The organism is Candidatus Photodesmus blepharonis, from assembly GCF_000731795.2.
Lineage (GTDB): Bacteria > Pseudomonadota > Gammaproteobacteria > Enterobacterales > Vibrionaceae > Vibrio > Vibrio blepharonis.
In genome coordinates, this window is sequence record NZ_JGVK01000006.1 from 23,283 (window position 1) to 48,623 (window position 25,341).

The window sequence follows — 25,341 nt, forward strand, 5'->3', positions numbered from 1 at the left end:
TTAATAAACCACATATATCTAAGTGTTTCATTTTAAATATGATCTTTCAAAATAACTCACTGAAGAATGACTTCTCTTACAAAACGGCTGCCAAAATAAGCAAACGTCAGTACCATTGCTCCAACAATGGAAAACCAAGTGATTTTTTTACCTCTCCAACCTTTATAATAATGGCCCAAAAGCAAAGTAGAATAGATAACCCAAGCAATAGATGATAATACACTTTTATGTATAGTACTGCGTACAAGCGTATCCTGAATAAATATAGAACCCGTAAGCAATGTTCCAGTTAAAAACACTGTTCCAATAAACACGATCTTAAATAGCTGTCTTTCAACCACCATTAAAGGTGGTGTATTAGGATTAATGGCTAAAGCTTTTTTGGATTTAAGCTTGCAGTCGAGCCAGGTTAACTGAAGAGCATATAAAGCACCAACCGTTAATGTAGAGTACGAAGATAATGCAAGAAAAGTGTGCATCAACAACTTTATATCATTTTGTAAGTGAGTAATAAAAGTACTTGGGAGAAATACAGCCATAGAAAGATTAACGACAGAAAAACCATAAACAAGAGGCAGCAAAAACCATAATCTTGTTTTTAGTGTCCCGAAACTCATAACAATAGAGATAATAAAACTGATCAAAGAAGCAACGTTTAAAATGCTTAAATTTTGCCCATGACCAGAAAAAATAAGATGACTCAGCAGTAGGCCATGGCCTGCTAGTGCCAATGAGACGCTCAGTAAAACAGTTTTTGAACTAATACTAGTCTGGTTTAGCAATCCAAGAACGATTGTCACTATGGCGAATGTGTAAAACCCAGCTGTGATAATGGCGATTAAATTGTTCATTGAACTCACAAAATTTAGCACTTTAATGCCTAAAGAATTACATTCAGTATCAAGTTTTGAGGTCATATATAGATCTTGATTCAATCTAATTCGGAACAACCACAAGATACAAACATGATCCTGAATAATAATTATTGTATACTAATTTTAATACATCACCTGCAAAGAGTATAAAAATGTTTGAAAATTTAAGTAATCGATTAGCAAAAACACTGAAACACATCAGTGGAAAAGGTCGTCTAACTGAGGATAACATTAAGAACACATTACGTGAAATACGCGTAGCGTTTCTTGAAGCAGACGTTGCACTTCCTGTTATTCGCGATTTTATCAAGCAAGTAAAAAAAAACGCAATAGGTATTGAAGTATCTAAATCTCTTACCCCTGGTCAAGAATTTATTAGAATCGTACAAGCTGAGCTAGAAATGACCATGGGTAAGTCCAATGTAACTTTAGAGCTAGCAACACAACCACCAGCTGTTATTTTAATGGTAGGGCTACAAGGTGCAGGTAAAACAACTAGTGTTGGAAAACTTTCAAAATTATTAACGCAAAAAAATAGAAAAAAAGTATTAGTAGTTTCCACTGATATCTATCGTCCTGCAGCAATCAATCAATTAGAAACTATAGCTTATGAGATTGGGATTGATTTTTTTCCATCATCAACGAATCAAAAACCAGTTGATATCGCTAATGCTGCTATCATTCACGCAAAAAAGAAGTTTTATGATATACTTTTAGTCGATACGGCAGGCCGATTAGCTATTGATCATAAAATGATTACCGAAATACAAAGCATCCATAATGCTGTCTCTCCTGTTGAAACTTTGTTTGTTGTCGATGCAATGACCGGCCAAGACGCAGCTAACGTAGCCAAAATGTTTGGTGATGCACTACCATTAACAGGAATTATACTAACTAAAATTGATGCTGATGCCAGAGGTGGTGCAGCTCTTTCTGTACGCCATATTACAGGAAAACCGATCAAATTTTTAGGTACAGGTGAGAAAAGCGATGCTTTAGAGGCTTTTCATCCGAATCGAATTGCATCCCGTATTTTAGGGATGGGAGATATATTATCTCTTATTGAAGATTTGCAAAACAACGTCAACAATGAAAAAAAACAAAAAGCAGATATAGAAAACAACAAAAAGAAGGAATTCGATTTAGAAGACTTCAGAGAACAGCTAGAAAAAATGCAAAATATCGGCGGTTTAACAAGTATAATGAACAAGTTACCAACTATGAATAACTTTTCCAGCAACCTCAAAAACGTTGATGACAAAGTATTTAAGCAAATGGAAGTGATAATTAACTCTATGACTATGAAGGAGCGTCAGTATCCAGAAATTATCAAACGTTCGCGTAAAAAACGTATTGCAGCAGGTTCCGGTACTCAAATACAGGACGTAAATCACCTTCTAAAACAGTTTACACAGATGCGAAAAATGATGCAAAAAATGAAAAAAGTTGGAATGACAGGAATAATTCGGAATATGCAAGAAATGACACGTGGCAGTTTTAACCCATTTAGATCGTAGCTATTATATGTATATGAGCCACAAAAAAATTAGCTAATAAGTCTATCTCAGCAAACGTTTGTTATAACTAAAATTCTTGCAATAACTCGGAATGATAGTAAAATCCATCAGAGTCTTGTTTTCATAAAAAACTTGGTAAATTATTTGAGTAAATTCTTTTAGAGTCAATACATTTAAAAAATAATAAGGAACACAATTATGGTAACCATTCGTCTAGCGCGCCATGGCACTAAAAGGCATCCGTTTTATAAAATAATGGTAGCTTCTAGTAGAAATTCCGCTACTGGCCGTTTCATCGAGAAAGTCGGATTCTTTAATCCCATTGCTAGTAGTCAAGAAAGAAAACTATATATCAATCTGGAACGCATCAAATACTGGATTAGTCAGGGTGCATCCGTATCTAATCGAGTAAATAAATTAGTCAATGATTTTAAAAAATCTAGCCTAACTTTATTTTCATAAAACTTTTTGTTATAGTATGTCGAGAGGAAAAAATAACAAACAGGACAAAAAGATTATCGTCGGTAAATTTGGCTCTGTCTGTGGTATCGGTTGGATTAGAGTCCATTCCTATACTGAGAATGCTAGAGACATTTTTAATTACAAGCCGTGGTTTGTAAGACACAAAGAATGTTGGCACCAGTTCAAAGTAGCAATTTGGAAACAAAACAACAGGAGTATGCTAACAAAGTTAGAATCTCTAAATCTTCAGAAGGATAGAAACTGGCTGACTAATTGCGAAATCTTTGTAGATTCTAGGTCTTTTCCTCAATTACTGGAAGATGAGTTTTATTGGCATGAACTGCTAGGAATGCAAGTTTCGACTGTTTACGGTCGCAAATTAGGCATCGTTACAAGTATTTTAGAGACTGGATCCAATGATGTTTTAGTTGTAAGTCTTAGAAATGCTTCTAAGGAAAAAGAGTGGTTAATTCCGTTCCTTGAGGGAAGTGTCATAAAAAAAATTGTTCGAGGTGCTCAAAAGATAGAAGTTGAGTGGGATCCTGATTTTTAATTTTTTTTGAATTTTAGAGCTGGAGAGCAAATACATGTGGATTGGAGTAGTTAGCCTATTTCCTGAAATGTTCCTTGCTATTACTAATTTTGGAATCACAAGTCGAGCGGTGAAAAATGGCCTTTTATCAATAAAAATATGGAACCCTCGAAATTTTATTGATAATAAACGCGCTGTAGATGATAAACCTTATGGCGGCGGTCCTGGAATGCTAATGATGGTCCAACCTTTGCGCGACGCTATCAGTATTGCAAAAAAAAGCTCACCGGGAAAAACAAAAACTATATATCTTTCTCCTCAGGGCCGCAAACTAAATCAATCTAATGTTAAAAAACTAGCTGCGAATAAAAGTTTACTTCTTATCTGTGGTCGTTACAAGGGAATAGATGAACGCATTATCGAGTCTGAGATTGACGAGGAATGGTCGATCGGGGATTTTATCATGACAGGTGGTGAAATACCAGCCATGGCCTTGATTGATTCAGTATCACGATTTATTCCAGGCGTACTAGGTAATTTAAAATCAGCAGAAGAGGATTCTTTTTCTAACGGCTTACTAGATCATCCTCATTATACGCGCCCTGAAATAATAGATGGGAAAAAAATACCAATGGTATTAAAGTCTGGCAACCATAAGGAAATTCATTGCTGGAAAACTAAACAGTCGCTAGGCAGGACTTGGCTTAGAAGACCTGAACTTCTAAAAAACCTACCTTTAACTAACGAACAAGAGAGCTTATTAACTCAATTCATTGAAGAACACAACTCAAACAGATAGCAACAATTCACTTTATTTTACTATCGATTAATACAGGAATAAAAAAATGGGCAACATAGTCAAGGTTCTTGAAGAAGAGCAAATGAAACTAGATCTACCTAAATTTTCACCAGGTGATACTGTTGTCGTTCGAGTCAAAGTTAAAGAAGGTGACCGCGAACGCCTACAAGCTTTTGAAGGAATTATAATTGCGATACGTAATCGTGGTTTAAACTCTTCATTTACTGTACGCAAAACTTCTAACAGTGAAGGTATTGAGCGCACATTTCAGACTCATTCCCCAATTATAGACAGCATTGAAATTAAGCGTCGTGGTGCAGTACGTCGAGCAAAACTATACTACCTGCGTGAACGATCAGGTAAGTCAGCTCGTATCAGAGAAAAACTACTTACTAAGTAACATAAAAATAAAGTTTTACTTTTTTAAGGAAGGAAGACGGAACTTTTAATAAATAACAATTGCTCTGTCTTTCTTTAGTAAAAAGCAGAATTCGTTTAATTATCCTGAGTATTACTACTTTCTTCACCGATCCACTCACCAAAGTCTATTATTTTGCATATTCTTCCGCAAAAAGGGCGATAAAAGTTCCGCTTGCTCCATTTGACACTCCTACCACATTGTGGACATTTAACCCAAATAACTTTTTTCAATACCAAATTTATCCTGTATAATGTAATAGGTTTATGTTAACAACAAACTGCCAATTCAAAATTGATGTCTTGAGTAGACGCTTGACCTGTTTTGAAATTGATGAATTTTATTGCAAAACGATTTTTATGACCAGAAATCATAGGATATGCTCCATAATCCATTGGAATCTTGAGCCTTAAAATATTAGCACCTTCAGTATCACCTTGAAAAAAACCATTACAGGCTTTTTCAGCGTGAAAATGTCCAGTCTCTCGAGCAAGTTTAAGCCACAATTTCAGCGCATCAGCAAGAGGTTTTAAAGTATGCATCCATAAACTAGTGTCAGCATTTTTCTGATCAACTGGCAGATGAAGCCAATGTCCGAGAGCAGGAAGATCAAAACAGAAAAAGCCACCTGGAAGATTGAAGCGTTGTCGAATTGCGCTTAAAAAACGATCTTCCTTCAGCGATTGACCAAAACGTTCTGCGTTAATTAGCTCGCCATAAACACAATCTACTTCCTGAAGAATCTTAACTAGAATAGCTTGATCTACGCCATCAACATGAAGCCAATTTGCATAAATTAACCTTTGTTTTTCAATATCTTTAGCTAACTCACTCTTAAGCTGAATTTGTTCAAAAATTTCCAATAAATCGAATAAAGAGCGAAAAAACAACAAGTACTGAAGATTCTCAGTGAACTGAGAAGACAAACAAAGCTGCTTAAGAAAAAATTCAATCCTAAGATAAATACGTATCTTCTCATTTAGAGGATGTTCAAATTTATGAATCATCTAGCGTGCCTTTCATCCACCTATTCAGCTTCACTCTCATAGATTTACACCGCAAATAGCTAGATACTTTTGATGTAATTCCTTAACTTGAAGAAGAATCTCTCCTTCTTCCACACTACTATTTTCGATTACATCATCAGCGACGAGAAGCCTTTCCTCTCTGCTACTTTGCGAGTTCAAAATAGACCTGACCTGGCATTCAGAAATATTGTCACGACGCATAGTTCGTCTAACTTGGATTGTTTCCTCGACATCAACCACAACTACTCTATCAACCATCTTGTGTAAGTTGTTTTCTACTAATAGCGGAATAACAAGAAGTACATAAGGTGAGTGCACATTACTCAGACACGATAACATACGTTTCGTAATTAACGGATGTAAAAGTTGATTAAGCCAATTTTTTTTCTCATTCTCAAAAAATATTTTTTCTCTCAACAAACCTCGATTAAGCTCTCCTCCAGGCAATAAAATCTCTGTGCCAAAATGTTCTGTTATAGCTTTTAAGCAAGACGTACCAGGCTCAACAACTTCTCTTGAAATAATATCAGCATCAATTACTTCAATACTAAAACAACGACTAAACAAATTAGCTACGGTAGTTTTTCCACTAGATATACCACCAGTCAGCCCAATTATATATACCACACCACAACTGACTCCCAATACCAAACCATAATCTTCTCACCAAACACTGAGCTAATCCAACCAGCCATAGCAAGATGAGGAGCGAAAGCAAAGGCCTGACCTATCTCTTTATTTTCTAATCTCAGTTGAAGTAAACCAAAACATAAACCAAACAACGAAGAAAACAAAACAACCATTCCTAAATATTGCCAACCAAGCCAGGCACCAATAGCCGCTAGTAGCTTAAAATCACTATAACCCATTCCCTCTTTTCCAGTACAAAGTTTAAACAACCAATAGATAGTCCAGAAAAAAAGATAACCACTCACCGCACCGACTACAGAATCTTCTAAAGAAACAGGATTGATTTTCAGCAATGATAACAGAATACCAGACCAAATTAGTGGTAAAGTTAGCTGGTCAGGCAACAACATTGTATCTAAATCGATAAAAGCAATGACAATTAAAGCAAAAGTGAAAAATAACAATGCAACTGCAAAATAGCTAAATCCAAAATGATCAGCAACAATAAAACTTGTACTTGCAGCCAGCGATTCAACTAAAGGATAGCGAAAACTAATATTCTCTTGACACTTATGACATTTACCTTTGAGTAGAAACCAACTCACAAGCGGAATAATATCTATCAATCTTAGTTGATAACCACAACTTAAACAAACGGAACGAGGAACGCTGAGGGAATATCGACTAGAAGGTGGCGCTATTTTTTTGTATTCTTGGAAAAAGACTGCGCATTCCCGTCTCCACTCACATTCCATAATAACGGGCAAACGGTAAATCACTACATTCAAAAAACTACCGACAACTAAACCAAAAACTGTCGCTAACAAGGTAAACAGCCATGGATAAAAATTAAACACTTCCATATTTTCACTCAAAAACTAAGGCTGATCTTAAGATCAAATTTGTTCACCAGTCAGACTACCAATTTTTTATAAGAATCTTTATTAAAAAAACAAGCAGATAAAAGAAGTTTCAAGATTAGTTTTCTATCTACTAACCTAGTTACTTCATGTTATTATTTGTAGATACAAAGCATATCAAGATAACTCTTAGTTAACTTATGCATCTCAGATTCATTTTGTACACGATTGGCCTGTACAAACAATGAATAACAAATACCGTGGAAAAGCGTTGCTATTTGTTCCGCTTCAAGCCCGCTACGAACTTCACCACGATCGATTGCCTTAACAAACATATTCTGCACCAACATTTGATTAGTACGATTTGTTGATACAAAAAGCGGCCAAACTTCATCGCGAGTAGAAGCGCTCCATTCAAACCAGACCTTCAACCAATGGCAATCCCGAATTACTAAATGAACCATTTCACTAGTGATATTACGCAAATTTTCTTTGGCATGTATATCCAGATCAATATTGTCAGAAAGAAAATTTGAAAACTGGCGAACAACATGATTCAGTACATCATCAACTAAATCTTCTCTGGTTGGAAAGTAGTTAAATACTGTAGCAACTGATACTTGTGCTATTTCAGCAATATCAGCGTGTCCGCCTCTACCAATTCCTCGTTTTGCAAACACTTTTAATGCAATTTCCATCAGCTGCAATTTGCGTTTTTGAGGAGAAAGACGCGTACGCGGTCTTTTAACTGTTAAATCCATATTCTAATCCTTGCCAATTGAGTTATTTTGTTTTACTTGGCTTTACCCTATCAATTATTAACTAATTTCTTCAGACCATATAAGTGTAATAGTGCATATAGCATAGGTCAATATTTGAAAATTAAATCATAGACTATAATATTTATCCTTTGAAATTCAATGAGATTAATTTAAATTAATTACTCAGAAAACCGTTAAATATCTAAAATACCAAACTGTAGCCTAGAGAGTTGTTTAGGGTCTTGCACGGTTAACTACAGACTATCTAAGGTTTAATATTTTTATTACCAATCAAGAATAAATCTTCTTTCTATCACTTAAAATTTTAGACATCACCGTTTTATAAGAAACTCGTAAGGATTCTATACTTGAACAATGCATACCAGTAGCTTCAAGCTTTCCATCGCTAATATTGTAGATTACACCATGTATTTCAACATCTTGGTTACGTTTCCAAGCATTTTGCATCACTGCTAAGTTACCTAGGCTATACACTTGTTCAGCAAGATTTATTTCACATAGCTTATCTGTCCATTTTTCTTTACGAACATCGCTAAACCAACTTTTACGTTTCAAGAACATGTGCCGAATATTCAGTAACCATTGATTCATAAGTTCCAGTGGTGCGTTTTTAATTGCTGCACTTATTCCACCACAGTCATAATGCCCACAAACAATGATATGCTTTACCTGAAGTATATCAACAGCATACTGAATTACAGATAAACAATTTAAATCTGTATGAATTATCTGATTCGCTATATTACGATGTACGAACAACTCGCCGGAATTGAGACCCGTTAAGTACTCTGCAGGCACTCGACTATCAGAACATCCAATCCATAGAAAATCTGGATCTTGCCTTTCTCTTAATTTTGTAAAATACTCTGGGGATTTTAGCTTGATTGAATCAGACCAAAATAAATTATTTTTAAAAAGTTGCTCTATCGTTGACATTATTACTTAGTATTCCTGATAATTTTTATTTATTTAGAAAGTTCAGTAGGTATAACGCAAACATAAGTAACAAAATCTGATAAAAAGTAATAACCGAATTTATTAACCAACAAGTACATTATCTTTTCTAAATTAATGAAGTTGCATTTAAAGAGGAGTCTTTAAACTATAACTGTTATTAGAGAGAACTTTTAGAGAAGTAAATGACCGTCTGTTCTATGTCGTTTTACGAAAATGGTACAAATGACACTACCTGTAAGAAATAACCATCACTAGCAAGGGATTTTTTAATTTTAGGCAATTTATGCTTTTCCATCTTGATCACCATCATAAACACTGGTTTATCAAACATTTGGAGTAAAACATCAGGAACTTCTGAAAAATCATCCTTCCTAGGAATATAAAGATAAACACCTTCCTTTTTTAAACTTTTATAAAGAAAACAAAACATAACTAACCTATAAAATAATGAACAATTTTCAAACAAATAGACTATAGGCTCACTAGTACCCATTCTATACTATTTGTTCTTCCGATAGAATAAAAATTCGCAGTTAATTTTATTGATAGTATAGAAATTAATATTTCTTTCATTTATATTAAGAACACGTTCTCTTACAAAAATACAAGCGATTAAGTCATTATCAAATGCTATTTTTTATAGTACATATTGTAGAATGTAGATCCTGTTTCTCAGCGCAACGCTGAGTAGAACAATACAACATAGTTTGATACTGAATGAGCAAGGGTAGGCTAAGATGTCTTTTGAAGTACTAGAACAATTAGAAGCGAAAATTCAAGCAGCAGTAGACACAATTGTACTCCTTCAAATGGAGGTTGAAGAACTGAAAGCAGACAAAGAAAGACTTACCAAGGAAACAAACGAACTAAAAAAAAGCCGAGAAAAACTTGAATCCAAAGCTCAACAAATTCAACAAGAGCATGCTGCATGGCAAGATCGTATTCGTAATCTCCTGGATAAAATGAATAATGTTGAATAATCAAAAGCAAAAACTTAAATGATAAAAAATCAACTCACGATAGATTAGCTTGATTATTTTACGTATCAACACTTTAGTAATTGTACTATACTGCATAAATGGTTTATGAGTAATCTAAAGCATAGTTTTAAACAATGTGTTTGCAGTATAATATTTTTCATTGCACATTATCTGCGTCGTCTGTAGACATTTCGCTTGAATTGATCGTAAATATAAGGCAGAATTACCAAGATTTGTGTGCTATTACACAATGGAGTACATGGAGATCTTAGCATTTGCAACAATAGCTCGTAACCTGGTCAGGTTCGGAAGGAAGCAGCCACAGCGTGTGTTTTGTGTGCAAAATTTAGCCAGGGTCTCCACCATCGGCTTCTTACTTGGTCGAGCGGTAACGATTGATTCCAAGCCTTAACTATTGTCGTCAGTAAAATTTTTTGGTAAGTTCACTTTCATTTCATTCCAGATATCTAAACTACTGAATCCATGAGAATATATAACAGATGAAACTTTTTCGAGATCATCATCTTCGCAAACATCAAGCAATTTAAAATAAAAGCTAAGAGCCAACTCTCTAGCTTCTAAGTTTGAGAAGTAATAATTACTAACACGATAATACAACTTTTTTAGACCATTAAAGATTAAACCATAAATCCGGTTGCGAGAGTAAAATGCTAATCGTTGAAATAATATATAATCATGATAACTAAATACCTTTGCGACCCAAGTACCCTGACATCTCTGATCATTGTCCTTGCTTTCGCTCTTAACTTGCTGAAAGAGTGGATCGACATATAGTGATGATTTCAAAAACTCATCCCAATCTCTCATTTTTTGTACTGCTTTACAAGACTCAATCGCATTTAAAATAGTCCGTTTAGAAACATCTTTATTCGCTTTGAAAGCATCGATCATAAAAATAGAACTAATGCTAGTCCTAGCTAAAATGAAGTTTTCAACAATAGAAGTTACGTTATCAGAATCCAATGTCATTAATGTGTCTAAGATATTTAGTCCAGCGGTTTCCATAAATTTATTTATTTTTGTTGGCCTACCATGCTGAATAGTCAACCAACCATCGCGAGATAAACGTTGCAGTACCTCTCTCAAAGTTGTACGAGTAACGCCAATTAACTCTGATAATTCACGTTCTGCAGGAAGGATAGAACTTGGAGGAAAGCGGCCATTCCAAATACTCTCAATTATATACTTTTCCGCAAATCCTGCTGGAGTTTTCGCTTTAATCACCATTAAGCATTTTTCCAGTTTCTTACCGATACAAGTCTGACCATTGTACCATTAATTAAAGCGATCCGGAAATAAACATCAAACTAACTAGATTCAACAATTAGATCTAGATCTAATATTCGCTATCATACAATGGTTTTACTAAATTTAGAGAAATAAAAACAATAAAACATCTAAATATAAACTTAGTTTTAAATAGAAAAATAAACAATTTACGTTATTTTAGTATATCGCTATCTCAAGCTAAACGGTACTGTTGCTTAAGAATATTGATTGCTTCAACTTAATAGTTAAATTTTCGTTCTGGAGCACAAAATATAGAAGACTAGAACCGAAGATAAGATAATCAAGATAACAACAGAAAATAAAAAAGATAATACTTAATTCAACAAATTTCACTACAAACAAGCTATGATATCTTTGCTTTCTCAAATGAACTAAATTAATGAAATAACCTAACATTCATTGGCAATAGTCATCGCTGTCATCAATAATAGCTTCATCATTGGCACGGATTCATCTATGTTAGCCTGCAAAGATAGCCAAAAATTATCGGTATCACGAAAATTTAAACTGCTTGAACTGTAAAAATTTAGTAATATGGAAATACGATCTAAATCTTGGCTGCGTCCAATACGTTAATTAGGATAATATTTTTGTGACAATTAAAACTCGTTTTGCTCCTAGTCCTACTGGTTATCTGCATGTTGGTGGAGCAAGGACAGCACTTTATTCCTGGCTTTTTGCAAAAAATCAAGGCGGAAAATTCGTACTACGAATAGAAGATACAGACATAAAACGTTCCACTGAGAACGCCGTAAATGAAATTCTTGAAGGGATTAAATGGATGGAGATTGAATGGGATGAAGGACCTTATTATCAAACGAAACGCTTTGATCGTTATAATCAAATAATAGACAAACTTCTTGCTGAAGATAAAGCATTTAAGTGCTATGCCTCCAAAGAATTATTAGATGAAATTCGAACAGAACAAGAAATAAATAAAGAAATACCTCGCTATGATGCAAATCACCCTAAAATCAAAAAACAAAATGCGGTAGCTAAAAACGGTGATTCTTACGTTGTGCGTTTTCGCAATCCAAAATCAGGTAATGTCGTCTTTAACGATCAAGTGCATGGTTGTATTAAAGTCGCTAACAAACAGTTAGATGATCTAGTCATCCGTCGTGCTGATGGTACACCAACATATAATTTTTGTGTTGTCATTGATGACTGGGATATGGGCATTACTCATGTTGTTCGCGGTGAAGACCATATTAGCAACACACCTCGCCAAATTAATATCTATAAAGCTCTTGGAGCACCAGTACCAACTTTCGCACACTGCGCGATGATCTTAGACGATAACGGAACCAAACTATCAAAACGTCATGGTGCCATATCCATCACAAAATACCGTGATGAAGGTTATTTGCCGAATGCATTAAATAATTATTTAATTCGTTTAGGTTGGTCTCATGGTGATCAAGAAATTTTTTCCAAAGAGGAAATGGTAAATTTTTTTAGCTTGGAGGCAATTTCCAAGTCTGCATCTTCACTAAACTCAAAAAAATTACTTTGGTTAAACAACTACTACATAAAAACTTCAAAGCCTGAATATGTAGCCAAACACCTTCAATGGCACTTAAATAAACAATGCATTAAGCAAAAAAATGGCCCCCCGTTAACTAAAGTAATAGAGATAGTTGGCGAGCGCTGTAATACACTAGTTGAACTCGTAGAGCAATCTCGTTATTTTTATGAAAATTTTTCTGAATTTGAAGTAAACGCTGCAAACAAATATCTGTGTAAAATAGCCGAAAAACCGCTTACACTTGCTCTTAAGAAAATACAAAATTTAACTGAATGGACAGTAGAAAACCTTCGTAACATGATTTCTGAAGTATGCATAGAACTAGAAATTAGCATGGTTAAAGTTGGTATGCCATTACGTGTAGCAGTAACAGGAAAGGCTAAATCTCCCTCTATTGATTTAGTGATGCATTTAATTGGTCAAGACCGTACAATCACGCGCATCAAAGTAGCTTTAGATTTTATTGCTACGCTAAAGGTGGAATAAATTTAAAGAAAGATACAGTCTAATCGAACAAAAGGTCGAAACTTTCGTTTCGACCTTAATCCTGAAAAATAATGACAATACAGCTTTATGCGAACTCTACATCATACCGCCCATGCCACCACCCATACCGCCCATATCAGGCACTGTAGGAGAAGAAGTATCTTGAGGCTTTTCAGTTACCATAGCTTCAGTCGTAATCATTAAACCCGCTACTGATGCTGCGAACTGTAGAGCAGAACGAGTTACTTTAGTAGGATCGAGAATACCCATTCCGATCATATCACCATATTCCCCTGTTGCAGCGTTATACCCGTAGTTACCTTCACCAGCACGGACGTTATTGGCAACTACTGAACCTTCATCACCTGCATTTTTAGTAATTTGACGAATTGGTGCTTCCATTGCGCGTAAAGCCACACGGATTCCCACATTTTGTTCTTCATTATCACCTTCAAGTTTAGAAACTTTAGAAGCAGCTCGTATCAAAGCAACACCACCACCAGCGACTACACCCTCTTCAACCGCAGCACGAGTTGCATGAAGTGCGTCTTCAACACGATCTTTCTTCTCTTTCATTTCCACTTCAGTTGCTGCACCAACTTTGATTACTGCAACACCACCAGCTAATTTTGCCACACGCTCTTGAAGTTTTTCTTTGTCGTAGTCTGAAGTTGCATCTTCAACCTGTTGACGAATTTGCGCTACACGACCTTGGATCATTGACTCTTCACCAGAACCATCAATAATAGTTGAATTCTCTTTAGTCACGATTAAACGCTTAGCTTGTCCCAAATCTTCCAATGTAACTTTCTCAAGCTCTAAACCAATTTCTTCAGAAATTACTGTACCACCAGTTAGTACAGCAATATCTTGTAGCATTGCTTTACGACGATCACCAAAACCAGGTGCTTTAACAGCAGCTACTTTAACAATACCACGCATATTGTTTACAACTAAGGTAGCTAACGCCTCACCCTCTACATCTTCAGCAATAATGAACAGAGGACGAGAAGCTTTCGCTACTACTTCTAAAATTGGAAGAAGTTCACGAATATTTGAAACTTTCTTATCGATTAAAAGAATAAATGGATTATCTAGTTCGACAGAACCAGACTCTTGATTGTTAACAAAATAAGGAGAGAGGTAACCGCGATCAAATTGCATACCTTCTACTACATCTAACTCATCTTGCAACGCCTGACCTTCTTCAACAGTGATCACACCATCCCGACCTACTTTCTCCATAGCTTCAGCAATGATTTTACCCACCGTAGAGTCCGAATTTGCAGAAATAGTACCGACTTGTTCAATTGCTTTCGCATCAGCACATGGGACAGAAAGTACCTTTAACTCTTCTACTGCTGCTCCTACTGCTTTATCGACACCACGCTTTAAATCCATTGGGTTCATGCCTGCAGCTACCGCTTTCAAGCCTTCAGTAATAATAGATTGAGCCAATACTGTTGCCGTTGTTGTACCATCACCAGTAGCATCGTTCGCTTGTGAGGCAACTTCTTTAACCATTTGAACACCCATGTTTTGAAATTTATCTTCAAGCTCAATTTCACGGGCCACAGACACACCATCTTTAGTAATACTTGGCGCGCCAAAAGATTTATCTAAAACAACATTACGACCCTTGGGACCTAATGTCACCTTCACTGCATCAGCAAGAACATTCACCCCTTCTAGCATTTTAATACGTGCTTCGTTACCAAACTTAACGTCTTTAGCAGCCATCTTTAATTTCCTTTTCTTAATTCGATTTTTTTAGTTTATACGTTTTGAACCAGAGCAAAAAATTACTCGACGATCGCCATAATGTCGTTTTCAGACATGATAAGGACTTCTTTACCGTCAATCTTCTCTGTTTTTGTACCGTAACCATCTGAAAAAACAACAACATCACCCACTTTTACGTCTAGTGGTTGAACTGTACCATTCTCTAAAATACGGCCCTTACCTACGGCTAAAACTGTACCACGAGTTGATTTTTCTGCAGCAGAGCCAGTTAGAACAATACCACCTGCTGATTTTGATTCAACTTCTTGGCGCTCTACAATAACTCGGTCTTGTAATGGACGAATATTCATCAGTCCTCTCTCCTGAAAATTTCTATATGATTTGATAAATGCGTACTATCCAAATAATAAATTTGGAGCAACGCCTCGCGGATGATATGTGGGATACATTTAGTAAATCCAAGGGGGGGAAATTATTTTTTTTGTGATTTAAACTACAAAATAATTCATTAATTTACAACGAAATGAAACTTCGACTGAAATTTCCCTAGAGATTTAATCTTTAAACGCAAAACTTTAAGCATATCGGAGACTGTCTGTTTAAAAACTGAAATTAGTTTTTTGGCTGATTAGCTTGGATTGCAGTTAATGCAATGGTGTAAACAATATCCTCAACAAGCGCTCCTCTTGACAGATCGTTAACTGGTTTACGCATTCCTTGAAGCATTGGACCGATCGATAATAAATCTGCAGAACGTTGTACTGCTTTGTAAGTTGTATTACCCGTATTTAAATCTGGAAATATAAACACTGTAGCCTTACCTGCTACAGGAGAATTAGGTGCTTTAGAAGCAGCCACATTCTCCATAATCGCTGCATCATACTGCAAAGGACCATCAATCACAAGATCAGGACGCTTTTCTTGTACAATCTTGGTTGCTTCACGCACCTTGTCCACATCAACACCTTTTCCGGATTCACCTGTAGAATAAGAGATCATCGCAACACGAGGTTCAATTCCAAACATCGATGCAGAATCCGCAGATTGTATGGCAATCTCAGCCAATTGTTTTGCGTTTGGATCTGGATTAATCGCACAATCACCGTATACCAAAACTTGATCAGGCAACAACATAAAAAAGATCGAAGACACAATGGATACGCCAGGCGCCGTTTTAATTATTTGGAGTGGAGGAATAACAGTGTTTGCGGTCGTATGAACCGCGCCGGATACAAGGCCATCGACCTCATCACTTTCAAGCATCATAGTACCCAGAAAGACGGAATCTTTTAATTTTTCACGTGCAGCTACTTCCGTCATGCCTTTTTCTCTACGAAGTTCCACCAAAAGAGCAACATAATTATTACGAACTGAATTAGAATCAATAATTTCAATACCTTTGCCTAATTCAATGTCCTGTTGTCTCGCAACATGACAGATTTCTTCTGGGTTGCCAAGAAGTACGCATGTCGCAATACCACGCTCTGCACAAATAGCTGCAGCTTTAATTGTACGTGGTTCACTACCTTCTGGAAGAACAATACGTTTATCTGCCTGACGTGCATATTCAGTTAGTTGGTAACGGAATGCCGGCGGACTAAAACGACAAATCTTCTGAATATCTTTAGATAGCGAATTGATCCAAGAATCGCTAAGATACCTAGCTACATAATCACTAACATATTCAATACGCTCTTTATCATCAGCTGGCACTTCAAGATTAAAATTTTGCAAACTAAGAGAAGTTGACCATGTATCACCTTGAACTTTAAAAATTGGAAGACCAGTTTCAAATGCAGACTTACACAGTGCAATGATTTGCTCTGGTATGTTATAACCACCAGTGAGTAAAATAGCTCCAATTTCAATGCCGTTTTTAGCTGCTAGCGCTACCGCAACAATTACATCTGAGCGATCTGCTGAAGTTACAAGCAACGAACCTGATTTAAAATATTCGATCATGTATGGTAAAGAACGTGCACAAAAGGTAATGTGCTTGATTCGCCGACTTTCGATTTCACCTTCGTTGATAATTTCAGCTTTAAGATATGCTGCCATGTCAATAGCACGTGTTGCAATTAGATCGATACTCCAAGGAACACAACCAAGAACACGAATTGGACTAGAACTAAATATTTGCATTACCTCAATATGCATTTGATCAACTTTGTTTGCATCACTAAAAATTTCAGACAAATCAGGACGAGCTCTGCCCGCTTCATCAATTGGAGCATTAAGTCTATTAACTATAACACCTGAAATATTTTTATTTTTGGTTCCTCCAAAGTTCGAACATGTCACTTCGATATGTTCCTTGAGTTGAGCTGGATTATTGCTGTATGGAGTCGTAATAAAAACAATCTCGGCGTCAAGTGTTTTGGCAATTTTTTCATTTATTTGGTTTGCGAACAGATGTTTACGACTTGAAACGAGTCCTTCTATCAGTACTACTTCAGCTTCCTTATTAATCTTATTGTATTCTTCGACAACAAACTCAAGAAGTATATCCATCTTCTCGCGACCAATTAAAGCCTCAGCTGTACTAATTGGGATAGGATCACCTACGATAACATTACCCTTTTCAGCGATAATCGTTGAGGTTAAATCTGATTGATTCACACCGTTACGAGTTTGAGTAATTGGTTTATAGAAAGAAGCTTTTACACTTCTGCGCTCCATTGCACGTAATACTCCCATACTAACGCTAGTGAGCCCAACACCAGCACCAGCGGGAATCAGCATAATAGCACGTGACATTCTTATAATACCTCTAATGTATTTATTTGAAATAAAATCTCAACTGATGATAGATAATCATCTAAAGTCAAATCCGAAAATTAACTAAATACTTGCTAGCCTAGCAGTATCTTCTGCAATGACTAATTCTTCGTTGGTTGAAATAACCATTGCAGGAATATTACTACATTCAGTAGTAATAACGCCTTGAACACCAAAACGAGCTTTTAGATTTTTTTCTTTATCTACTTTAATACCCAAGATACTTATACGCTTAAGAACCATTTCACGAATTAAACCTGAATTTTCACCAATTCCACCAGTAAACACAATGGCATCGAGACGTCCTTCCAATACTGCAGTATATCCAGAAACATATTTAGCTAGGCGATGACAAAACACGTCCATCGCGCGACTTGCCTCTTCTTTCTTATCATAATTACTTTCAATAAAACGACAATCAGAAACTGTTTCAGTTAAACCAATAAAACCAGACTCCTTAGTTAATATATTGTTTATTTTCTTAACTGAATAACCAAGAGTGTCATGTAAGTGGAAAATAATCCCAGGATCAATATCACCAGAACGAGTTCCCATTACCAAACCTTCAAGCGGAGTCAAACCCATCGAGGTATCTACAGAACATCCATTTTTAATAGCACATATAGAAGCACCATTACCTAAATGACAGCTAATGATGTTTATTTTCTCTACAGCTTTATTAAGAATGCGTGTACATTCACGAGTAATAAAAAAATGGGAAGTACCATGCATACCATAACGGCGAATACCATGCTCTTTATACAAATAATAGGGTAAAGGATATAAATATGACTCTTCAGGCATTGTTTGATGAAAAGCAGTATCAAACACAGCGACGTTTTTAAGTCCTGGAAAAGATTTTTGTGCTGCTTTGATTCCAATCACATGAGCAGGATTGTGGAGTGGTGCTAGCATTGCGCATTCTTCAATACCTTTTAATACTTTATCAGTAATGAGAATAGATTGAGTAAACTTTTCACCACCATGCACGATACGATGACCGATGGCAGCTATATTTTTCGAAATTTCTAGCTTAGAAGTTAAAATAGTTTTTACTATAAATGTTAAAGCTTCTCCATGAATAGTAATATCATTAGATCGTTTTTCATGTTCATCGTGAAATTTCCATTTAATACAGGCTTCTGGAAGATATAGGCATTCCGCAAGCCCTGTTAAGTATTCCATACCACTTTTCGCATTAACAACAGCAAACTTAAGAGAAGAACTACCGCAATTTAAAACTAAAACCAACTTGCACATGATTTATTTTACCTACTTATTTAATTAATCAACTTACACGAAGCATAAAAAATCAAGAATAATCTCATTTTTGTGTACTATCTTGATTGAAAAAAATCGTATGCACGCACAAATGGCTTAACCTTATTGTATTTTTTAAAACGACATGTTGCGCTATTAAAAACTTCACAATTTTTATAAATAATACCGACGCTTAAACTGTCAATCAAAGCTGTAAATGCTAATTTATAGTTAGGAAACGAACAAGAATATTACAATTATTACTCAATATACAGTATCCTAGTTGCTACCATGTATTGTGAAGTGCCTAAATAAACTTTGACTAAATACCTAAATCAGTTTTTCGCAAGTGAAAAATAAACGCCGTAGTCACGGTATGCCATAATTAAAAATGATAACTTGTGGCATATCAGTAAAGAAGCATGTGACTTGTTATCCGAAACAGCTGCAAATGAATTGCGTTACTTGACCTACTTCTGACGTAAAAATAGAATTCTTTAAATCGCACAGTAAGTCTGATGTCGTAAGAAATAACATTTACCTTTAAGCGTAATACGATTTGCTGAACATCTCTGATTTTTTAAAAATCTTTTCTAATTTTGAAGAAAGGTCAGTAATATAAACAGATAGACTTATAGATGTTATAATCAACATTAGTATTTGTTTAACTAATTTTCATGCCCTGCTTTAATCGCAGAAATGTAAAACTACCCTTTTTTCTTTGCATTTGGAAGGTCTGTGATTGTACCTGCAAACATTTCCGCAGCTAAACCTACAGATTCATATAAAGTTGGGTGAGCATGAATAGTCAATGCGATATCTTCAACATCGCAACCCATTTCGATAGCGAGTCCAATTTCTCCTAACAATTCACCGCCACTAGTACCAACTATAGCTCCACCTATAACGCGACGGTTTTCTTTATCAAAAATAAGCTTAGTGATACCATCAGTACAATGAGATGCAATTGCGCGACCTGAAGCCGACCATGGAAATACAGCAACTTCATAATTAATGCCTTCTTCTTTTGCTTCTTTTTCAGTTTTACCAACCCACGCAATTTCTGGTTCAGTATAAGCAATCGAAGGAATCACCTTAGGATCTAGATAGTGTTTCTTCCCTGAAATAACTTCAGCAGCTATATGACCTTCATGTGTAGCTTTATGGGCAAGCATTGGTTGACCAACGATATCACCAATAGCATGGATATGAGGAACATTCGTACGCATTTGCTTATCAACCCGGATAAATCCATGCTCATCAACCTCAACGCCTGCATTTTCAGCACCAATACTTTGACCATTTGGCACACGACCGACAGCAACTAAGACAGCATCGTAATATTCAGTTTTTTCCGGAACTTCCTTTTTAGCTTGCATTGAAACAGATACACCATTTTTCTCTACTTTCATAGCTACTACTTCCGTTTCTAACATTAGCTTGAATTTATTTCTGATACGCTTGGTATAAACCTTGATAATATCCTCGTCAGCTGCAGGAATTAGCTGATCTGACATTTCTACAATATCTATTTTAGAACCGAGAGCGTGGTAAACCGTTGCCATTTCCAAACCGATTATTCCACCTCCCATAATAAGCAATTTACTTGGAACCTCTCGCAGCTCTAAAGCATCCGTAGAATTCCAAATACGTGCTTCCTCGTGCGGAATAAATGGCAATTTAATTGATCTAGAACCAGCGGCGATGATAGCATATTCAAAATCAACAACTACTTGACTATTTTCATCATTCACCCGCATTGAGTTAGGGCCTGTAAATTTACCTAATCCCTTAACTATCTTGACTTTACGCATCTCAGCCATGTTACTAAGAGCACCATTTAAACGGTTAACAACTTTTTCTTTCCACAAGCCAATTTTTTCAAAATTAATTTTCAGCTCACCAAATACAATACCGTATTCAGCAAGTGCTTGTGCTTCTCCAATAACTTTAGATACATGCAATAATGTCTTTGATGGGATACAACCCACATTTAAACAAACACCACCAAGCGAATCATAACGCTCGATAAGAACCGTTTCTAAACCCAAATCTGCACAGCGAAATGCAGCAGAATAACCAGAAGGGCCTGCACCAAGCACCACTACTTTCACCTTAATTTTTTTATTCATTTTAACCTCTTATCAACCACTATCTCCAAACAAATATCAATAGAGTAACTCCATATTTAGGGAAAAATTAAAAAAATCCTTTGCTTGCTAACCCTCGAACTTACAAAACAAAACAACGAATATCTGATAATGCACTGTTTAAAAAAGTAATGAATTGTGCACCTTCAACACCATCAATGACACGATGGTCATATGACAGAGAAAGCGGAAGCCTCAAACGTGCTTGAAACTCTTTACCATCCCACACTGGTTGCATTTCAGATTTAGAGATGCCAAGAATCCCTACCTCTGGCGCATTTATAATTGGGGTAAATGCGCTACCACCAATACCACCAAGACTAGAAATAGTAAAACATCCACCCTGCATGTTTGCAACTGTTAACCGACCCGCACGCGCTTTTTGAGAAATAACCACCAAATCTTCGGACAATTCGTAAATACCTTTTTTGTTCACATCTTGAAACACAGGAACAACTAAACCATCTGGTGTATCAACAGCAATACCAATATTTACGTATTTCTTAAGAATTAAACTTCCACCATCATCTGAAAGCGAAGAATTGAATCTAGGAAATAATTCCAATGCCTTAGCAACAGCCTTCATAACAAACGGGAGCAGGGTGATTTTTAGGCCAGTATTTTTTTTATTTGCAGCAATATTTTGTTCCTTTCGAAACATTTCCAACTCAGTAATATCCGCACTATCCCACTGCGTAACATGAGGAATCATCACCCAATTACGATGTAAGTTAGCCCCAGAAATTTTCTTAACACGAGAAAGAAGTTTGGTTTCTATTTCACCAAACTTTCCAAAATCAACTTTCGGCCAAGGTAACAGATTAAAAGCACTATCATTACCATTAACTCCTTTTTCTATTTTTTCAACACTAGAATCAGGACGTTTCAGTGCTTTTTTAACATAAAGTTGAATATCTTCTTTTAAAATACGACCTTTGCGACCAGTACCTTTAATATCAGAAAGGTCTACGCCAAATTCGCGAGCTAAACGACGAACAACCGGAGATGAATGAATGCAATCATCATTGTTGTTTTGAAGATTGTTTTCTATTGTTGCATTACCTTCTGGAACTAACGTGGCATCTTCTGAAATAAAGATCATTATCAAAGATCCAGCTGATACTTTGTCACCTACGGCTATATTGATTTCTTTTACAATACCTGGGAATGGGGCAGGCAACTCCATGGAAGCTTTGTCTCCTTCAACAGTAGCTAGTGACTGCTCCTTTTCAACCTCATCACCAACATTAACCAAGATTTCAATTACCTCAACCTCATCAGCGCCAATATCAGGCACATTAATTTCGATTTCCATCACAATATCTACCTTATGCATACTGCGGATTAGTCTTTTCAACATCGATATTAAATCTTCTAATTGCTTCAACAACTACAGATTTATTAAGATCGCCACATTTAACTAATTCAGTTAACGCAGCCACAACTACATAACCAGCGTCGACTTCAAAATGACGACGCAAGTTTGAACGGCTGTCAGAACGACCGAAACCATCAGTACCGAGTACTTTATATGATTTAGCAGGAACAAAGGCACGTACTTGTTCTGCATAATTTTTCATATAATCCGTTGCTGCAATAGCAGGATCTTCACCAAGAATTTGAGCAATATATGGTATCTTTTGTTCAGACTCTGGATGAAGCATGTTATTACGTTCTATAGCTTGACCATCGCGAGCAAGTTCATTATAAGAGGTCACAGAATAAACATCAGATGACACCTCATAATCTTCGCTTAAAATTTGAGCAGCTTTCCGTACTTCATTCATAATGGCACCTGAACTCAATAACTGAACTTTCTTGCTTTCTCCATCAGAAATAGTATTTATATACGACTCGAGCTTATAAATTCCTCTACGAATTCCTTCTTCAGCACCCTCTGGAATTGATGGCATCGAGTAATTTTCATTCATCAATGTTAAATAATAAAACACATTCTCCTGCCCTGAACCGTACATACGACGAATGCCATCTTGTACAATAACTGCCAACTCATAAGCAAATGTTGGGTCATAAGAAATACAGTTCGGAATCACACTAGCTTGAATATGAGAATGACCATCTTCATGTTGCAGACCTTCACCATTAAGTGTTGTACGACCTGCCGTAGCACCCAATAAAAAACCACGAGCTTGTTGATCACCTGCCATCCACGCCATATCACCAATACGCTGAAAACCAAATATGGAATAGTATATGTAAAATGGAATCATTGGCAAATCACTCGTGCTATAGGAAGTCGCAGCTGCAACCCACGAAGCCATAGCACCTAGTTCATTAATACCTTCCTGAAGTACTTGACCAGAGGTAGTCTCCTTATAATAAGATACTATACCTCTGTCCTCTGGAGTATATTCTTGACCATGAGGATTGTATATTCCAACCTGACGAAACAGACCCTCCATACCAAATGTTCGAGCTTCATCAGCAACGATAGGGACAATACTCCTACCAATATTCTTATCCCTAAGCAAAATGTTAAGTATACGAACAAATGCCATAGTCGTAGAGATACTTCGCTTCTGCTCAGCTAGTAATACGCTAAATAAATTAACTCCAGGCACTTTGAATTCCTGAGTAAATTTAGGTAAGCGTCTAGGAGTATAACCATGTAAAGCTTTGCGACAAGCATGCATATACTCATACTCGATAGAACCTTCTGCTAGCTTTAGGTAAGGAAGCTCTCCAAGCTCATCATCGGCAACAATATCTTGTAAACCTAGATTATTACGTAAATGTTGGATATGCGCCAAATCCATTTTCTTAACGCCATGAGCAATATTTTTACCTTCAGCTACCTCTCCCATACCATAACCTTTTACTGTTTTGGCTAAAATTACCGTTGGTTTTCCACTCGTTTCTTTTGCGTTCTTGAATGCAGCAAACAACTTAAGTGAATCATGCCCACCACGTTTAAGCGAAAAAATTTCATCATCAGTCATATCAGCAACCAGTTTAGCTGTTTCTGGATATTTGCCAAAAAAGTGCTTACGAATATACGCACCATCCTTTGATTTGAATGTTTGATAATCACCATCAATAGTTTCATTCATTAACTTGATGAGTTTACCCGTGGTATCTTTAGTCAGTAATACATCCCAATCTCCACTCCAAATGACCTTAATGACATTCCAACCAGCACCTCTAAATAAACTTTCCAATTCTTGGATAATGCTTCCATTGCCAACTACAGGACCATCTAAACGCTGTAAGTTGCAATTAATTAAGAAGCATAGGTTGTCCAATTTCTCACGAGCGGCAAAAGAAAGCGCACCACGTGATTCTGGCTCATCCATCTCCCCATCTCCTAAAAATGCGTATACTCTTTGAGAAGTAGTATTTTTCAAGCCTCGATTATTTAAATACTTCAAGAAGCGTGCTTGATATACAGCGGAGATAGAACTCAGCCCCATAGATACTGTTGGAAATTGCCAAAATTCAGGCATGAGTTTAGGGTGAGGATAAGAAGGAACACCTTTACCATCTACTTCTTGACGAAAGTTATCTAGCTGTTCTTCAGTTACACGACCTTCAAGAAAAGCACGGGCATAAATACCAGGAGCGATATGACCTTGATAATAAACTAAGTCACCACCATCCTTCTCATTTGTGGCACGAAAAAAGTGATTAAAGCAAACTTCATAGAACGTTGCTGCAGATTGATACGATGCTATATGACCACCTAAATCTAATTTTTTTTTAGAGGCACGCAACACAATCATAATCGCATTCCAACGAATAATAGAACGAATACGACGTTCAATGACTATATCACCTGGATAAACAGGCTCATGTGCAGCTGAAATGGTGTTAATGTAATCCGTATTTAGATCAGTTGACATATCTATACCATTTAAGCGTGCTATGCCTAAAATTTTTTCCAGTAAATACTGAGCACGTTCTACACCTTCCTCACGAATAACCGACTCAAGCGCTGCAATCCATTCTTGAGTTTCCAATATATCTACGTCATGCTGCATACCGGACATAGCGGTCTATCCTTCTATTGATTGGATTATTAATTTAATGAATCTTAACTCAGATTCACTTCCTTGCTGCGTTTGATATAAAACAAAGACTTTCTAAGATTTCTTAGAAACCAAGTTTAACAATATCGGTGTTTGTTTACTTTATCAACTATATCCTTACAAGAATTTAGAAGCTAAAAAAATAAGATATAATTTTCATCCTTATCTGCATTTATTTTTTGGACAAGCACCTTTTTAG

22 protein-coding genes, 1 other RNA gene and 1 pseudogene are annotated in these 25,341 nt (G+C 36.2%); 8 read left to right on the plus strand and 16 right to left on the minus strand.

The features are described from left to right. Nucleotides 1-56: 56 nt before the first annotated feature. Nucleotides 57-851, minus strand: a complete 795-nt coding sequence (locus CF67_RS00885; RefSeq protein WP_034413405.1) for a cytochrome C assembly family protein — start codon at nucleotides 849-851, stop codon at nucleotides 57-59. Nucleotides 852-1,027: 176 nt separating this feature from the next. Here CF67_RS00885 and ffh point away from each other — a divergent pair, with 176 nt between their 5' ends. The 5 genes from ffh (at nucleotide 1,028) to rplS (ending at nucleotide 4,585) form a co-directional block, all read left to right on the plus strand. Next, nucleotides 1,028-2,392, plus strand: coding sequence for a signal recognition particle protein (gene ffh, locus CF67_RS00890; RefSeq protein ID WP_034413180.1), 1,365 nt, complete (start codon nucleotides 1,028-1,030; stop codon nucleotides 2,390-2,392). Nucleotides 2,393-2,590: 198 nt separating this feature from the next. Further along, entirely contained in the window at nucleotides 2,591-2,854 is a 264-nt protein-coding gene (gene rpsP / locus CF67_RS00895; RefSeq protein ID WP_034413183.1) for a 30S ribosomal protein S16, read from the plus strand. A gap of 16 nt (nucleotides 2,855-2,870) precedes the next feature. Continuing rightward, nucleotides 2,871-3,407, plus strand: a complete 537-nt coding sequence (gene rimM / locus CF67_RS00900) for a ribosome maturation factor RimM (protein ID WP_034413185.1) — start codon at nucleotides 2,871-2,873, stop codon at nucleotides 3,405-3,407. A 34-nt stretch (nucleotides 3,408-3,441) separates the two neighbouring features. Then, nucleotides 3,442-4,185, plus strand: coding sequence for a tRNA (guanosine(37)-N1)-methyltransferase TrmD (trmD, locus tag CF67_RS00905; protein ID WP_034413189.1), 744 nt, complete (start codon nucleotides 3,442-3,444; stop codon nucleotides 4,183-4,185). Between the two features lie 46 nt (nucleotides 4,186-4,231). Beyond that, nucleotides 4,232-4,585, plus strand: coding sequence for a 50S ribosomal protein L19 (gene rplS, locus CF67_RS00910; protein ID WP_034413193.1), 354 nt, complete (start codon nucleotides 4,232-4,234; stop codon nucleotides 4,583-4,585). A 95-nt stretch (nucleotides 4,586-4,680) separates the two neighbouring features. Here the strand turns inward: rplS and yacG are convergent, their stop codons facing one another. The 7 genes from yacG to CF67_RS00945 all read right to left on the minus strand — a co-directional run bounded on the left by yacG (nucleotide 4,681) and on the right by CF67_RS00945 (nucleotide 9,290). Continuing rightward, a complete protein-coding gene (yacG, locus tag CF67_RS00915) occupies nucleotides 4,681-4,842 on the minus strand; it encodes a DNA gyrase inhibitor YacG (protein WP_420887585.1) in 162 nt (53 codons plus the stop codon). 30 nt (nucleotides 4,843-4,872) lie between these two features. Then, nucleotides 4,873-5,610: a cell division protein ZapD gene (zapD, locus tag CF67_RS00920; protein WP_034413196.1), complete on the minus strand. Its 738-nt coding sequence runs from the start codon at nucleotides 5,608-5,610 to the stop codon at nucleotides 4,873-4,875. Between the two features lie 36 nt (nucleotides 5,611-5,646). Further along, nucleotides 5,647-6,258 carry a dephospho-CoA kinase gene (gene coaE, locus CF67_RS00925; RefSeq protein ID WP_034413199.1) on the minus strand — a complete coding sequence of 204 codons (612 nt, stop codon included), beginning with the start codon at nucleotides 6,256-6,258 and terminating at the stop codon, nucleotides 5,647-5,649. Then, nucleotides 6,246-7,124, minus strand: a complete 879-nt coding sequence (locus tag CF67_RS00930; RefSeq protein ID WP_034413203.1) for a prepilin peptidase — start codon at nucleotides 7,122-7,124, stop codon at nucleotides 6,246-6,248. Before CF67_RS00930 ends, coaE begins: the two co-directional genes overlap by 13 nt. 152 nt (nucleotides 7,125-7,276) lie before the next feature. Further along, nucleotides 7,277-7,882, minus strand: coding sequence for a LuxR/HapR/OpaR family quorum-sensing transcriptional regulator (locus CF67_RS00935; protein WP_034413204.1), 606 nt, complete (start codon nucleotides 7,880-7,882; stop codon nucleotides 7,277-7,279). A gap of 291 nt (nucleotides 7,883-8,173) precedes the next feature. Continuing rightward, entirely contained in the window at nucleotides 8,174-8,839 is a 666-nt protein-coding gene (can, locus tag CF67_RS00940) for a carbonate dehydratase (RefSeq protein WP_034413206.1), read from the minus strand. Nucleotides 8,840-9,065: 226 nt separating this feature from the next. Then, nucleotides 9,066-9,290, minus strand: a complete 225-nt coding sequence (locus CF67_RS00945) for a YcgL domain-containing protein (protein ID WP_034413408.1) — start codon at nucleotides 9,288-9,290, stop codon at nucleotides 9,066-9,068. 307 nt (nucleotides 9,291-9,597) lie between these two features. Between CF67_RS00945 and zapB the strand changes: the two genes are divergently transcribed. Both zapB and ffs read left to right on the plus strand, forming a co-directional pair. Beyond that, entirely contained in the window at nucleotides 9,598-9,840 is a 243-nt protein-coding gene (zapB, locus tag CF67_RS00950; protein ID WP_034413208.1) for a cell division protein ZapB, read from the plus strand. A 265-nt stretch (nucleotides 9,841-10,105) separates the two neighbouring features. Further along, an RNA gene (gene ffs, locus CF67_RS00955) (signal recognition particle sRNA small type) lies at nucleotides 10,106-10,200 on the plus strand. Between the two features lie 48 nt (nucleotides 10,201-10,248). Here the strand turns inward: ffs and fadR are convergent. Beyond that, entirely contained in the window at nucleotides 10,249-11,088 is an 840-nt protein-coding gene (gene fadR / locus CF67_RS00960; protein WP_034413209.1) for a fatty acid metabolism transcriptional regulator FadR, read from the minus strand. A 655-nt stretch (nucleotides 11,089-11,743) separates the two neighbouring features. Here fadR and gltX point away from each other — a divergent pair. Next, nucleotides 11,744-13,165: a glutamate--tRNA ligase gene (gene gltX / locus CF67_RS00965; protein WP_034413211.1), complete on the plus strand. Its 1,422-nt coding sequence runs from the start codon at nucleotides 11,744-11,746 to the stop codon at nucleotides 13,163-13,165. 96 nt (nucleotides 13,166-13,261) lie between these two features. Here gltX and groL read toward each other — a convergent pair whose 3' ends face one another. The 7 genes and pseudogenes from groL to aceE form a co-directional block, all read right to left on the minus strand. Further along, entirely contained in the window at nucleotides 13,262-14,905 is a 1,644-nt protein-coding gene (gene groL, locus CF67_RS00970) for a chaperonin GroEL (protein WP_034413212.1), read from the minus strand. 62 nt (nucleotides 14,906-14,967) lie between these two features. Then, a complete protein-coding gene (locus CF67_RS00975) occupies nucleotides 14,968-15,258 on the minus strand; it encodes a co-chaperone GroES (protein ID WP_034413213.1) in 291 nt (96 codons plus the stop codon). Between the two features lie 262 nt (nucleotides 15,259-15,520). Then, nucleotides 15,521-17,665, minus strand: coding sequence for a phosphate acetyltransferase (gene pta / locus CF67_RS00980; RefSeq protein ID WP_034413215.1), 2,145 nt, complete (start codon nucleotides 17,663-17,665; stop codon nucleotides 15,521-15,523). A gap of 84 nt (nucleotides 17,666-17,749) precedes the next feature. Then, complete coding sequence (locus tag CF67_RS00985; RefSeq protein WP_034413216.1) at nucleotides 17,750-18,946, minus strand: acetate kinase; 1,197 nt, start codon at nucleotides 18,944-18,946, stop codon at nucleotides 17,750-17,752. A gap of 707 nt (nucleotides 18,947-19,653) precedes the next feature. Further along, complete coding sequence (lpdA, locus tag CF67_RS00990; RefSeq protein ID WP_034413218.1) at nucleotides 19,654-21,078, minus strand: dihydrolipoyl dehydrogenase; 1,425 nt, start codon at nucleotides 21,076-21,078, stop codon at nucleotides 19,654-19,656. Nucleotides 21,079-21,178: 100 nt separating this feature from the next. Continuing rightward, a pseudogene (locus CF67_RS00995) lies at nucleotides 21,179-22,408 on the minus strand (2-oxo acid dehydrogenase subunit E2); the annotation flags it as partial. Nucleotides 22,409-22,424: 16 nt separating this feature from the next. Next, nucleotides 22,425-25,103: a pyruvate dehydrogenase (acetyl-transferring), homodimeric type gene (aceE, locus tag CF67_RS01000; RefSeq protein ID WP_034413220.1), complete on the minus strand. Its 2,679-nt coding sequence runs from the start codon at nucleotides 25,101-25,103 to the stop codon at nucleotides 22,425-22,427. Nucleotides 25,104-25,341 lie beyond the last annotated feature (238 nt).

Excerpts from the sequence above, each read along its gene's own strand:
- CF67_RS00945 (WP_034413408.1), bottom strand. The coding sequence starts at position 9,290 with ATGTTTTGTTTTCTTTATAAAAGTTTAAAAAAGGAAGGTGTTTATCTT.
- CF67_RS00930 (WP_034413203.1), bottom strand. The coding sequence starts at position 7,124 with ATGGAAGTGTTTAATTTTTATCCATGGCTGTTTACCTTGTTAGCGACA.
- CF67_RS00975 (WP_034413213.1), bottom strand. The coding sequence starts at position 15,258 with ATGAATATTCGTCCATTACAAGACCGAGTTATTGTAGAGCGCCAAGAA.
- rplS (WP_034413193.1), top strand. The coding sequence starts at position 4,232 with ATGGGCAACATAGTCAAGGTTCTTGAAGAAGAGCAAATGAAACTAGAT.
- rimM (WP_034413185.1), top strand. The coding sequence starts at position 2,871 with ATGTCGAGAGGAAAAAATAACAAACAGGACAAAAAGATTATCGTCGGT.
- ffh (WP_034413180.1), top strand. The coding sequence starts at position 1,028 with ATGTTTGAAAATTTAAGTAATCGATTAGCAAAAACACTGAAACACATC.
- trmD (WP_034413189.1), top strand. The coding sequence starts at position 3,442 with ATGTGGATTGGAGTAGTTAGCCTATTTCCTGAAATGTTCCTTGCTATT.
- groL (WP_034413212.1), bottom strand. The coding sequence starts at position 14,905 with ATGGCTGCTAAAGACGTTAAGTTTGGTAACGAAGCACGTATTAAAATG.
- CF67_RS00985 (WP_034413216.1), bottom strand. The coding sequence starts at position 18,946 with ATGTGCAAGTTGGTTTTAGTTTTAAATTGCGGTAGTTCTTCTCTTAAG.
- can (WP_034413206.1), bottom strand. The coding sequence starts at position 8,839 with ATGTCAACGATAGAGCAACTTTTTAAAAATAATTTATTTTGGTCTGAT.
- CF67_RS00935 (WP_034413204.1), bottom strand. The coding sequence starts at position 7,882 with ATGGATTTAACAGTTAAAAGACCGCGTACGCGTCTTTCTCCTCAAAAA.
- CF67_RS00885 (WP_034413405.1), bottom strand. The coding sequence starts at position 851 with ATGAACAATTTAATCGCCATTATCACAGCTGGGTTTTACACATTCGCC.
- pta (WP_034413215.1), bottom strand. The coding sequence starts at position 17,665 with ATGTCACGTGCTATTATGCTGATTCCCGCTGGTGCTGGTGTTGGGCTC.
- zapD (WP_034413196.1), bottom strand. The coding sequence starts at position 5,610 with ATGATTCATAAATTTGAACATCCTCTAAATGAGAAGATACGTATTTAT.
- zapB (WP_034413208.1), top strand. The coding sequence starts at position 9,598 with ATGTCTTTTGAAGTACTAGAACAATTAGAAGCGAAAATTCAAGCAGCA.
- rpsP (WP_034413183.1), top strand. The coding sequence starts at position 2,591 with ATGGTAACCATTCGTCTAGCGCGCCATGGCACTAAAAGGCATCCGTTT.
- aceE (WP_034413220.1), bottom strand. The coding sequence starts at position 25,103 with ATGTCCGGTATGCAGCATGACGTAGATATATTGGAAACTCAAGAATGG.
- fadR (WP_034413209.1), bottom strand. The coding sequence starts at position 11,088 with ATGGTGATTAAAGCGAAAACTCCAGCAGGATTTGCGGAAAAGTATATA.
- lpdA (WP_034413218.1), bottom strand. The coding sequence starts at position 21,078 with ATGAATAAAAAAATTAAGGTGAAAGTAGTGGTGCTTGGTGCAGGCCCT.